At 72.0% G+C, this 12,243-nt stretch carries 10 protein-coding genes and 1 pseudogene; 7 read left to right on the forward strand and 4 right to left on the reverse strand.

All coding sequences use genetic code 11. The features are described 5' to 3' along the window. From VS93_RS24255 to VS93_RS24265, 4 genes and pseudogenes are all read right to left on the reverse strand, one after another. Positions 1 to 764: TIGR03621 family F420-dependent LLM class oxidoreductase (locus VS93_RS24255; RefSeq protein ID WP_046472186.1), on the reverse strand; the 764-nt coding region annotated here is incomplete at its 3' end. A gap of 103 nt (positions 765 to 867) precedes the next feature. Beyond that, positions 868 to 2,852, reverse strand: a pseudogene (locus VS93_RS24260) (cytochrome c oxidase assembly protein). A gap of 77 nt (positions 2,853 to 2,929) precedes the next feature. Next, the gene (locus VS93_RS32670) at positions 2,930 to 3,064 is read right to left on the reverse strand and encodes a hypothetical protein (RefSeq protein ID WP_269082886.1); all 135 of its coding nucleotides are present in this window, start codon (positions 3,062 to 3,064) and stop codon (positions 2,930 to 2,932) included. Positions 3,065 to 3,184: 120 nt separating this feature from the next. After that, positions 3,185 to 4,249, reverse strand: a complete 1,065-nt coding sequence (locus VS93_RS24265) for a class I SAM-dependent methyltransferase (RefSeq protein ID WP_046472187.1) — start codon at positions 4,247 to 4,249, stop codon at positions 3,185 to 3,187. A 295-nt stretch (positions 4,250 to 4,544) separates the two neighbouring features. Here VS93_RS24265 and VS93_RS24270 point away from each other — a divergent pair, with 295 nt between their 5' ends. The 7 genes from VS93_RS24270 to VS93_RS24300 form a co-directional block, all read left to right on the forward strand. Next, positions 4,545 to 5,834, forward strand: a complete 1,290-nt coding sequence (locus VS93_RS24270) for an amidohydrolase family protein (RefSeq protein WP_046472188.1) — start codon at positions 4,545 to 4,547, stop codon at positions 5,832 to 5,834. Between the two features lie 198 nt (positions 5,835 to 6,032). Next, positions 6,033 to 7,151, forward strand: coding sequence for an alanine dehydrogenase (ald, locus tag VS93_RS24275; protein ID WP_046472189.1), 1,119 nt, complete (start codon positions 6,033 to 6,035; stop codon positions 7,149 to 7,151). Between the two features lie 235 nt (positions 7,152 to 7,386). After that, entirely contained in the window at positions 7,387 to 7,989 is a 603-nt protein-coding gene (locus VS93_RS24280) for a class I SAM-dependent methyltransferase (RefSeq protein WP_046472190.1), read from the forward strand. 120 nt (positions 7,990 to 8,109) lie between these two features. Further along, the gene (locus VS93_RS24285) at positions 8,110 to 9,264 is read left to right on the forward strand and encodes an enolase C-terminal domain-like protein (protein WP_046472191.1); all 1,155 of its coding nucleotides are present in this window, start codon (positions 8,110 to 8,112) and stop codon (positions 9,262 to 9,264) included. A gap of 80 nt (positions 9,265 to 9,344) precedes the next feature. Further along, the gene (locus tag VS93_RS24290) at positions 9,345 to 9,800 is read left to right on the forward strand and encodes a MaoC family dehydratase (protein WP_046472192.1); all 456 of its coding nucleotides are present in this window, start codon (positions 9,345 to 9,347) and stop codon (positions 9,798 to 9,800) included. Positions 9,801 to 9,939: 139 nt separating this feature from the next. Further along, on the forward strand, positions 9,940 to 11,604 hold the full coding sequence (locus tag VS93_RS24295; RefSeq protein ID WP_082127161.1) for a DUF2397 domain-containing protein: 1,665 nt from the start codon (positions 9,940 to 9,942) through the stop codon (positions 11,602 to 11,604). Then, a partial coding sequence (locus VS93_RS24300; protein WP_156185003.1) for a DUF2398 family protein occupies positions 11,601 to 12,243 on the forward strand: 643 nt, incomplete at its 3' end. The genes VS93_RS24295 and VS93_RS24300, both read left to right, overlap by 4 nt.

Raw genomic sequence — 12,243 nt, forward strand, 5'->3', positions numbered from 1 at the left:
ACCAGGACGTAGGGGTTGTCGAGAATCGCCTGGGCGGTGTCCAGACCGGCGCCCCCGTAGGTCTTGGCCAGTTCGGCGGCCTTGCCCTCCGCGTCGTCGGTGATGAGCACACCCTGGATGAGGACGCTGTATTCGAGCGCGTCGGCGCGCGAGCCGGCGCGCTTGCGGACGTACTCGACGCGCCGCAGCGTCTCGTCGTTGTTCGCCAGCCGGAACGTCCCCATCTTCGCGCCCTTGATCTGCGTGACACCGCTGAATCCGACGATGTCGGCGTGTCTGGCGGCCAGGTCGAGCGCCCGCTCCCCGTGCCCGCCGATCAGCAGCGGAGGGCGCGGCACCTGATGCGGTAACGGCTGCTGGCCGTCCTCGGCGAACAGCCGGTCCAGCTCACCGATGCTCCGCTCCAGGCTCTCGACACGCTCCGCGTGCGGGCGCCATGGGATCCCCGCGTTGTCGAACTCCGACTTCATGTGTCCGGCGCCGAGACCGAGTTCCAGCCGGCCGCCGGAGATCCTGTCCACAGTGGCGGCCTCCCGCGCGAGTATCGCCGGGTTCCAGAACTCGTTGTTGATGACCAGAGTGCCGAGCCGCGCCCGCGTTGTGACCGCCGCTGCGGCGCCCAGCATCGCGAACGGGGATGCCGCGCCGAGGTGGTCGGGGGCGAGGAGGACGTCGTAGTCCAGTCGCTCGCTGGTCCGGCAGAACTCCGCCCAGTCGTCGACCAGAACATCGCCGAAGTTGACCCCGAATCGAAAATTCGCCATGACCCGAGCTAACCCGTTTCCCGTTCCGGACACCAGAGATTTCGTCCGGATCACGACGATTCCGCTCTCGGCTCATCCCCCTGGACGCCGGCGGAGCGGGCGGCTATCTTTGCCCTTTCGCGCGCCGGTCGAGCTCCTGGAGATAGGCGTTGTAGGCGTCCATGTCGGCGTCGTCGGAGCCTCCCGCATGCTGTGCCGCTGTCTGCGACGCTCGGTGCGCTCCTCATCCCGCGCCCACTGCGCGACCAGGGCGATCGTCACGAGCAGGGTGGGGATCTCCCCGACGGCCCAGGCGATACCGCCCCCGGCGTACTGGTCCTCACCGACACCGGAGCCCCAAGGCACGTCCAGTTGCGCGTAGTACTCCGGGGCGAGGGGCGCCGTCTGCATCATGATCGCGATGCCGAAGAACGCGTGCACCCCCATGGTGAGCAGCAGCAGCAGGATGCGCAGCAGGTAGGGCATCTTCCGCGGGCCCGGGTCCACCCCGATGATGATCCAGTAGAAGAGGAAACCCGCCACCAGGAAGTGCATGTTCATGATCAGGTGGCCGAGGTGGTCGCTCATGAGCGCCGGGAACAGCGCTGTGAAGTACAGCGCGTACGGGCTGAGCACGAACAGCGGCGTCGCCACCGCGGGGTGCGTGATGACCTGGGCGAACCTGCTCTGCAGGAAGGCGGTGAGCCACTCGCGCGGTCCGCGGTCGCCGCGCCGCTCAGCCGGTTTGAGGGCACGCAGGGCGAGCGTTACGGGCGCGCCGAGCACCAGCAGGATCGGGGTCATCATCGACAGCACCATGTGCTGCACCATGTGCACGCTGAACAGCACCATCGCGTAGGTGCCCAGCCCGGTGAGCGTCGCCGCCACCAGGGTCAGCAGGCCGGCCGCCCAGGCGGCGGTCCTGCCCCACGGCCACCGGTCGCCGCGCCGTACCAGCCGGACGACACCCGCGGCGTACAGCCCGCCCAGAATCGCCACGAGCAGGATGAAGAACAGATCCGGCCGCCAGAGCGTGAGCAGTGTCGCGGGGCTCATCGGCGGCGGCATCGGGAACCCGAGCACGATCTCGGCCGGTTCGATGTCGCGCACCACCGGCAACGGAGGCGAGGTGCGGCTCAGTGCGACGGACACGCCGATGAGGGCCGCCATGATGGTCAGCTCGCCCCCGGCGAAGCGGGCGAACCGCGCGCGGCCGCCGTGCTCGGCGATGCGCGGCAGGATCGAGCGGCGGTGCGCCCACCCGAGGAACCCCAGCACGCCGAAGAACATGATCTTGACCAGCACCATCTGGCCGTAGGCGGTGATGAACAGGTCGCTCACCGCGTAGAGCCGGCTCACGGCGCTGGCGATCCCGCCGACGGCGACACCGATGTAGGCCCATAGGGCCAGCCGGCTGAACCGCTCGACGGCGACCCGCGCGTGCTCACCCTTGGGGCGCAGCGTATGGAAGGTCACCGCGGCGAGCCCGCCGATCCACACGCAGAGGGCGAGCACGTGCGACGCCAGGCCGATGATGGCGAGCTCGTGGCTGCCGGCCGACGCCGAGTGCCCGGTGAGCGCGGGCGGGACCACCGCGGCGAGGGCGATGCCCAGCAGGGCGATGATCCCCGCGACCGAGCCGACGGTGCGGCCGAACAGCGCCACCGCCGTGGTCAGCAGGATGACGAACATCAGTCCGACACCCTGCGAACTCTGCCCGGCGTAGCTGGTGAGCTGGTCGCCGATGATCTCCCCGGGCGGCCGGCCCAGGGTCTCGGAGAGCTGGAAGATCAGGGTGGCTCCGGCCGCTACCGCCCACGTCAGCGCGGCCCACGACGTGGCCCGCACGTAGCCCAGTGCCTGGTCTCTCGGCTTCCCCTTGGTGTTGGGCAGCAGGAACGCGGCGAGCAGCAGCAGCCCCACGGTCAGCACCGCCGCGACGTCCATGACGGTCTTGGACAGCGGCAGGCCCCAGCGGGTCAGCGAGCCCGCGTCGGGCAGGCCGGGGATGACCTGGGCGGTCACCGCGCTCCCGGCGCTCAGCGCGATGAGCAGCGCGATCAGGCATGCGGCGACCGCGACGATGGAGATCACGACGATGGTCTCCATGTCGTTCTGCCGTGAGGAATCGGGCTCGCGGATGTCGGTGGATGCCACGCGTTGCCACTCCGTCGTGGTAGAGCTCACTACTTCCGGGGACGGTGGTGTATCACCACCGCGGCGATGACCGCTCCGAACAGCAGGCCCAGCCCGCCCAGCAGCCACGGCACCAGCTCTGCCGCTGTGCCGGCGCCATCGGCGAGCGAATCTGCGATGCGCAAACGCGAACACCACCCTGAATCAGGGTAAGCACAGTACTACAACGTGTCGGCCACACCCTTGGGATGAATGGGGACGAACCGGCCATCGGCGCCGCTTGCTCTCATGGCCGGACCGCCCGGTCACCGCCTCCGCCAGCTGAAGACGTGGGCTCCCTTTTCCGCCGCCACCTCCTCGCGCACGAGCCCGGGGATGGCGGCGAGCCAGCGGTCGCTCACGGCCCGCTCCTCGGCGCGGATCGTGTCGTCGAGGACGACGACGGCACCGGCGGAGCAGCGCGGCAGCAGTACCGGTCCGGCCGGATAACGGGCCTCGGTCGCGGTGAAATGCGGTGGGCCGTCCACGAACAGCAGGTCGATGCCCTCCAGGTCGGCCACGGCGTCCAGCGTGTACCAGGGTTGGCCCGACGGGTCGGGTGCGTCCGCCGCGGAGGGCGTCCAGTTCCGCAATGGAGCGTGCCGGATCTCGACGATGTCGTCGAGCCCGTGCTCCAGCACCAGGCGCCCGGAGAGCTCCGCGTAACGTTCGTCGTGTTCCAGCGCCACCAGCCGCCCCGTTCCGGCCCGGCGGAGCGCATACCCCAGCCAGACGCTCGAGGCCCCGCTGCCGCACTCGACGACCAGCTCCGGCGGGTGCCTGCGGACAGCGCCGACGACCACGCGAAGGACGTCGGGGGACGCGGCCCAGCCGCGCAGCGCCGGCATGAACGGCCCCGGGCGTAGGAACTCCCGCAGTTCCTGCCAGGCCACCTGCTGTTCGTAGTCGTTGCGGCCCTGGCGGGACACGTGCTCGGTCAGCTTCGCGAACCGGCGGCCCTGGCCGTCTTCCACCTGCCGGGCGATGTCCGCTGCCAGGCCGGGCAGCTCGCGCCGGCGCAGTTCCGCCAGGGCCGCCCGCGTGGCCTCCACCCGGTCGAGGACCTCGGTCCGGTCGGCACCCAGCGCCTCGGGCACACCCCGCGCGCAGTCCTCGATCGCCCGGCGGAGGCGGTGCATCTGGATGGCGCAGCGGCGGAGCAGGACACCGAGTCCCGCGGCTCCCAGTCCGAGGATCCCGAGCGCGGCCAGCTGCAGCGCTTCCACCCAGGCCAGCATGCCCGCGACGGCGAGTCCGCCGACCAGGGCGACACCACAGGCGCCGAGCGCGGCGAAGACGGCCCACAGCCGCCGGCCGCGTGGCAGTCGCATATCTCCCCCATGATTATTCGGATTCCCACCAGATCCGGAAAGTGAGTTGGCAATAATCGGTGCCCCATGGAAATACTCCGCGTTCCGCGGAGTAACGGTTGGAGGGGAAGGTTTCCGCAGGTCATCGGCCACAGGGCGACGATAGCGGACCAGCTCCCCGCAGCGCGACGCGACATGTCCGCTGTTACCCGCTTTTTCCTGACACTGGTCGGTGTCGCAAGGTTCTCGTTACCCGCGATTTCCCGCGGTCCCGGCATCGCGCGGACCGGTCGCAACGAACGACGAAAGGATTCCCGTGCCGCAATTCGATCTGGTTGTCCGCTCGCAGCGCACCGTTACCCCCGAAGGCGTGGTCCCGGCGGCACTCGGTATCAGCGGCGGGCGTATCTCGGCCATCGGCGGCTACGACGCCCCCCTCAGCAGCCCTGAGGAGACCGATCTCGGCACCGTGGCGCTGCTGCCCGGCTGCGTCGATATGAACATCGCGGTGCAGGAGCCCGGCCAGCCGCTGCGGGAGGGATACGCGCGGACGGCCGGCGCCGCGGTGCGCGGCGGGGTGACCACCATAGCCGTCGCACCGGCACCGGCCCGTCCGGCGATCACCGACACGGCCGGTCTCAGGGCCCACACGGAGGCCGCCGCCGACTCGGGGGGACGCCTCAACGTGGTCTTCCTCGGCGGGATCACCCGCCGCACCTCCCCCACCGACCTGGCGGGGCTGCACACGGCGGGGGCCGTTGCCTTCCAGTGCTCGCTCTCCGACGGCGGCGCCCCGGACATCGCCGCTGTACAGGAAGCCGGGTTACGCAAGGCTATGGTGGAGCTCGCGGCGATCGGCGCCCCTCTGCTGGTGCACACGGAGGACGCCGGTGAACTGGCGGCCAAGGAGGACCGCGGCGGCATCGGATGCGCGCCTGCTGAGCGGCCTTCCCGGGCGGAACGGCGCGGTCTGGAGCGGGTCATCGCCGCGGCCCGCGCGGCGGGGGCGCGGGCGCATGTCTGCCCTTTCAGCGCGGCGGAGTGCACGGCGCTCCTGGCCGCCGCGCGCTCTCTCGGGATCACCGTCAGCGCTCACACCTGCCCGCACTACCTGTGCCTGTCGGCCGAGCAGATGCCCAGCGACTTCGGCGCGCGTCCCCCGTTGCGCTCCGCGGCCAACCGCACGGCACTGTGGAACGCGCTGCTGAGCGACGACCCCGTCATCACGACGATCGGTTCCGGCCATCGCCCCGGAACCGGGATCGCGGCGCTCCCGTGGACGCTGCCCGCACTGTGGACGGCGGCCGCGCGCCGCGGACGCGGCCTGGCCGACCTCGCCGACTGGACATCCGGCCGTCCGGCCGGCCTCCTGGGCCTGGGAGCGAAGGGCACCATTGCCATCGGCGGCGACGCCGACCTGGCGGCCTTCTGCCCCGACAGCGAGCAGCAGGTCCCCTCCGACGACCGCGGGCCCTATGCCGGCCGGCGGCTGACGGGGCGGGTGCTGGGGACCTGGGTCTCGGGCCGCGCCGTGTTCCCGGTTCCGGATTCGGCCCGGGTCGGCCCCGGTGCACCGGCGGGGCGGCGCCGTCCCGCCGTGACGTGAAGGACGGCGCCACCTCCGCTTACACTCTGTTAAGAAGAGCTCGCATCGCCAGGCATGTTGCAGGTGGCCCGCCGCATGCCGGCGGCCCCACAGTAGGAGATGCCCGCAGTGGGAGATGTTCGACTTCCTCCCCACGGCCGAAGCCGGGGGCTGCGCCGCTAGAAACTTCATGATCAAAGATGATGCGAGGAGGGAAAAGTGCGCGTCGGCGTGCCACGAGAAGTCAAGAACCACGAGTACCGCGTGGCCATCACCCCGGCCGGTGTCCACGAACTGGTCACCCACGGGCACGAGGTGCTGATCGAACGCGACGCCGGAATCGGCTCCTCCATCAGCGATGAGGAGTTCACCGCCGCCGGCGCCCGCATTCTCCGGACAGCGGATGACGTCTGGGGCGAGGGCGACCTCATCCTGAAGGTCAAGGAGCCCGTCGCCGAGGAGTCGCACCGGATGCGGGAGGGCCAGACCCTCTTCACCTACCTGCACCTGGCCGCCTCCCGCACGTGCACCGACGCTCTGCTGAACAGCAAGGTCACCGGGATCGCCTACGAAACGGTGCAGCTTTCCGACCGGTCCCTCCCCCTGCTGGCGCCGATGTCAGAGGTCGCCGGGCGGCTCGCTCCGCAGGTGGGCGCCCTCACGCTGCAGCGCCCCAACGGGGGTCGGGGTGTGCTCATGGGCGGTGTTCCGGGCGTGCGCCCGGCCAAGGTCACCGTCATCGGTGCGGGGGTCGCGGGGATGAGCGCGACGCGGATCGCCGTCGGCATGGGCGCGGAGGTGACGCTGCTCGACCTCAACGTCGGCAAGCTGCGGCACGCCGACGACCTGTACCGGGGGCGCGTCAAGACGGTGGTCTCCAACAAGTTCGAGCTGGAGCAGGCGGTTCTGGAGTCCGACCTGGTCATCGGCGCCGTGCTGATCCCGGGCGCCAAGGCGCCCAAACTGGTCTCCAACGAACTCGTCTCGCGGGTGAAGCCGGGTGCGGTGTTCGTCGACATCGCGATCGACCAGGGCGGGTGCTTCGAGGACTCGCACCCCACCACGCACACCGACCCCACCTTCGCGGTGCACGACACCGTTTTCTACTGCGTCGCCAACATGCCCGGAGCGGTGCCCAACACCTCCACCCACGCCCTCACCAAGGACACGCTGCCCTACGCCCTCGCACTGGCCGGCAAGGGGTGGCGGCGCGCGCTGGCCGACGACCCCGCGCTGGCCCAGGGCCTGAACACCTTCGAGGGTGACCTCACCAACGAGGCCGTGGCCGAGGCGCACGGCCTGAAGTACCGCACGGTCGAGGAGGCGCTCGCCGGCTGAGGGCGGCGGTAGGGACAAGGGGCGGATCGCACCACCGCCTCCGCCCCTTGTCCCACCTCGCCGTGCCGCGGTCGCGTGCACCAGCGTGTGCCGCGGACCCGTCGGCCCGCGGTTTCCGTCACCGTGCGTTGTTTCCCGCTACCCGGGAACGTTCTCCCCATGGCCCCGGTCGGCCCGCATGCCGGCGCGCGGGGTCGGGCCGAGTCCGTTGGGGGCGCCCGGAGAGGGAGGAACGATGGCACGGCGGCGAGAACTGTGGACCGAAAGTGAGCCCGGAGCGAATCCCTTCGCCCTGCCCCGCGGACTCATCGGGCACCTCGCGGGGTGGATCATGGCGCGCGCCAACCGCGCGCAGAACACGGAGGTCGCCGGCTTCCTCGGGATCGGCGATGAGGAGGACGTCCTGGAGGTCGGGCACGGGCCCGGTGTCCTGATCGAACTGCTGGCGCGCCACCGCGGGGTGACGGTGACCGGGGTCGACCCCTCGTCGGAGATGGTCCGTATGGCGCTCAGGCGCAACGCCGAGGCGGCGCGCGCGGGCCGGGTACGCGTCCGGCGGGCCGGTGCGCAGGCCACCGGGTGCGAGGACGCGTCCATGGACCTCGTGGTCTCGGTGAACACCGTCGCGATGTGGCCGAGCCTGGACGACTGCCTCGCCGAGTTCCACCGCGTCCTGCGGCCGGGCGGGCGGTCGGTCATCACCTGGCACCGGCGCCCCGCCCGGTTCGCGCTCACAGTGGAGGAGTTGAGCACGGTCGAGGAGGCCGTACGCAAGCGGTTCGGTGCGGCCGAGCGCCACGAGCTGCCCTCCTCGGTCGTCTTCGGCGCCACGAAATGATGGGCTCGCTCCACCCGCGAGGCGGTCGCCCGAGGTGGTTAGGCACCAGAAGAGGGGGATACCGTCAGGTGAGGGCGAATCCCCCTCGCTGAATCCAGGCCGTATGGAGGCAGAGCGCGCGTGTCACGCACGGAACCGGCAACAGTCACACGGATCGCGACCATCGACGCGTTTCTCCTCCGGTTGCCGCTGGTCCACCCGGGATCGCGTAAGGGGCGCGCCGGCGCCCAGCCCCGTTTCGCCCGGCACGCCCTGGTCCGCGTGACCGACGACAACGGCGTCAGCGGCTGGGGGGAGATCCCCGCGATCGAGTCCGGTGAGTGGCAGGCTCTGGCAGAGGACTTCGCGCCGGCGCTGCTGCGCTACCCCTGGCAGCGCCCCACCGAGGCACCGCATGCCTGGGCGGACCTCCCGTGGTGGCCCACTGTGGCGGCCGGTCTCGATGTCGCCTGCTGGGATCTGTGGAGCCGGCAGCGCAGCACCCCACTCGCGCATACGCTCGGCGGCGACCGCACCGCCATCACCGCCGGGGTCACACTGGGCCGCCAGCCCTCCCTGGAATCCCTGGTGCTGGAGGTCAACCGGCAGGTGGGCGCGGGCTTCCGGCGCATCCGGCTGGAGATCGGGCCGGGATGGGACACCGATGTCGTGCAGGCGGTCCAGCAGAGCTTCCCCTTCCTGGTGCTACAGGTGAACGGGGGCGGCCGGTACACCGAGTCCCCCGATGACCTCGCGGGACTGCGCGCGCTCGACCAGTACGGTCTGCTGGCCATCGAGCAGCCGTTCGCCGACGACGACCTGGCGGCGCACGCCCGCCTCCACCGCGAGCTGCGCACCCCCATCGCGTTGAACACCTCGGTCACCTCACTGGAGACACTGGACGACGCCATCCGCACGGAGGCCGCGGACGCGCTGAACCTGCGGGTGGCCCGGCTGGGCGGCCTCACACCGGCGCGCCGCGCCCATGACCGCGCGGCCGATGCCGGCTGGCGGGTGTGGTGCGGGTCCGACGGGGAGTCCGGCGTCGGCCGGGCGGCGATCGTGGCGCTGTCCGCCCTGCCCGGCATCACCCTGCCCAGCGAGATGCCCGGGGCCGGGGGGCGGTTCAGCCGCGAGGTCGTGACCCCGTCGGTGCGCGCGCACGACGGCATCACCCCGATCCCGCTGACCCAGCCGGGACTGGGCCACGAGATCGACGAGGAGTCCGTCCGCAGGCTCACCGCCGAGTCGGTCTCCCTCGGCCCGCGCGACCGCAAGCGCGGACTGCACGTGTGACCCACCCCACAGACCATCCGGTCGGTACGGGCTAGAGTCGTTCCCGGAATCCAACCGGAACGCAGGGAGCAGAGTAGATCATGCGGACTTTCACCGATGTCTCGGAGCTGGCCGCCGCCGAGGGGGAGCACCTGGGCTACAGCGACTGGCTGACCATCACCCAGGACCGGATCGACCGGTTCGCCGACGCCACCGGCGACCACCAGTGGATCCACGTGGATCCCGAACGGGCCGCGGAGGGGCCGTTCGGCACCACGATCGCGCACGGCTACCTGTCGCTGTCCCTCCTTCCCTACTTCGGCCCGCAGGTCTACACGCTCCAGAAGGCACCCACGATGGGGATCAACTACGGGCTGAACCGCGTGCGCTTCCTGCAGCCGGTCAAGGTGGGCGCGCGGGTGCGCGACGGTATCGAGCTGACCGGGACCAAGGAGACGTCGACGGGACTGCTGCTGACGATGAAGCACACCGTGGAGATCGAAGGAGAGGAGCGGGACGCCCTGGTCGCCGAGGCGCTCGCGCTCATCGTCCCCTAAGCGGGAGGGTCCGGCACGGGCGTGCCCTCCCCGGCCTCCGCGGGCGAGGCGTCCGGCCGGTACCGACCGCGGCCCGGCCCGGGAGCACGCCGCGGAGTGTCCGCGCCTGTCACCGGGAGGGACTAGGTTGGGGCACGTCATGCCTTACCAAGCCGACCCGGACCCGCGCGTGCGGGCGGACCCCGCCGCCGCACCGGTGAACGAGGCCGACGGCCCCTCGGGGAGTCCCGGCCGGGCCCCCGAGCGGCTGCGGCTCTACGCCTACCTCAGCGCACCCGAGCGCCGCACCTACCTGGCGATCATGCGGCTGTTCACCTCCACCCTGCTGGCCGACCTCGGGGCGGGGGAGGTCGCGGCGGCACTGGCCGAGGCCGAGCGGCGCGGCGAGATCGACGACGGGGAGTCCCACCTCGACACCGTCATCGACCGGCTCGACCAGCTGGCCCGCTGGGGCAACCTGGTTCCCGGCCGGCGCGAACCCGCGGCCACGATCGCCGAGTTCACCCGCAGCCGCGTCCGGTACCAGGTCGCCAAGCTCGCCATGCGGGTGCAGCGCGACGCCGACGACGTCCTGACCGTCGCGGAAGGCGCCCGCGAGGTCTCCCGGGAGCTGCTCCCGGCGATCGAACGCGGCCTGGCCGACATCCAGCGCACGCTCGGCGAGGCACTCGCGGCCGAGCGCGGCCGCGGCCCCGGGGCGGCGTCGGCGCGCTCGCTGCGCGAGCAGCTGTCCCAGCAGTTCACCACGCTCTTCCTGCAGCACGACGAGTTCGCCGCCGCCGTCCGCGACTTCTACGCCTACCTCGGGTCGGTGATCGCGCGCTACGACCTCGCCCCCGCCGAGACGTCCGGTTTCAAGCACATGCTGCTGGAGTACGTCGAGCTGATCGCCCAGGACGTGCTCCGCCACTCCGAGCCGATCGTGGAACGGCTGACCTCCCTCAACCGGCAGCGGAGCCAACTGATCCCGCTGCTCGGCGCGGGCGCGGGCGACCTCACCCCCAGCGACACCCGGCTCGGCCAGACCGAACTCATGGAGCGCGCTCCCGGGCGCCGCGAGCGGGACTGGGCGGGCCTGACCGACTGGTTCATCGGCCGCCCCGGCCGCCCCTCGGAGGTCGACGGCCTGCGTGAGGCGACCAGCAGGGCCATCACCGCGCTGCTGACCAACGTCAAGCGGGTCACGGGCACGGGCGGCGTCGATCCCGGGCGGCGCCGCGACCTGCTCGCCCTGGCGCGCCGCTTCGACGAGGCGGCCCCCGAGGACGCCCACGACCTCTACGCCGCCGCGTTCGGGCTGTACTCCGCACGGCACCTCGCCGTCCCCGCGGAGGACGACGCCCCGGACCCGGGCCGTTCCTGGACCGAGGGCGCGCGCGTCGACGTCGAGGTGAACGTGCGCACCCGCGGTGAACGCGCACCCGGCGGGCAGATCCCGCGCGTGAGCGACGATCCGCTGGGGCGTGCCGTACTCCTGGAGGAGGAGGCGCGCCGCAAGGAGCGCCGCGCCTCGGCCGTCAGCGAACTCGCCGCGGCGATCCCCGACCTCGCGGGGGCCCGGTTGTCGGCCGGTGCCCTGGAGCTGTTCTGCGAGCTGCTCACCCTCGCCGGGGCCTCCCGGGAGGTCCCCTCCGAGGAGGGAAGGGCCGGCGACCCGGTTTCCGGCCTCACCCTGGAGCTGCGGCCGCGGCCGGCCGGCGAGGTCGCCCGCGTCGGATCGGCGTTCGGCTCGCTGGAGCTCCACGGTGTCGAGGTGCGCCTGAACGCCGATGCGGCCGCGGGCACCACCGGGGCGCTGCCGTGAGCCCGCAGACCCCGCTGGACCGCAACGACAGGGCCGCGCTGGAGGGGCTCGACGCCATCGAGGCCGCCCAGGTGCGGCGCTGCGCCCGGGTGCTGCTCCGCCGCCCGCTGCTGCGGGCTGAAGGGGCCGACGGTGAGACCCTGGGGGCCGTGCGCCGCTATGCCGACCGGCTGCAGGCGCTGTTCGCCGGTTACCTCGGCTACCGGTTGGTCGTGGAGCCGACCTTCGCCCGGCTGTACAAGCCCCCGCGCGCCTCCGACGGCGTACGCAGGGCGCACAAGACCAACGGCGCCCCGTTCACCCCGCGCGGTTACGCCTACCTGGCGCTGGTCCTGGCCGTGCTGGCCGGCTCCAGCGGACAGGCCCTGCTCTCGGGCCTGGTCGCCGAGGTGCGGGCCGCCGGCGCCGAAGCCGGGCTGGACCTGGGGACCGGCATCGTGGACCGCCGCGCACTGGTGGCCGCGCTGCGCCACCTGATCGACCTCGGAGTGCTCACCGAGACCGACGGCGCCGTGGCCCCGTGGACCGACGACGCCGACCGGGAGGCCCTGCTCACCGTTGACGTGGAGCTGCTCGGCCATGCCGTCGCCGCGCCGCGGGCGCAGCGGCCGGCCGATGAGCGGGCGCAGCCGGCGGCAC

The sequence above is a fragment of the Allosalinactinospora lopnorensis genome (assembly GCF_000981225.1).
Taxonomy (GTDB): domain Bacteria; phylum Actinomycetota; class Actinomycetes; order Streptosporangiales; family Streptosporangiaceae; genus Allosalinactinospora; species Allosalinactinospora lopnorensis.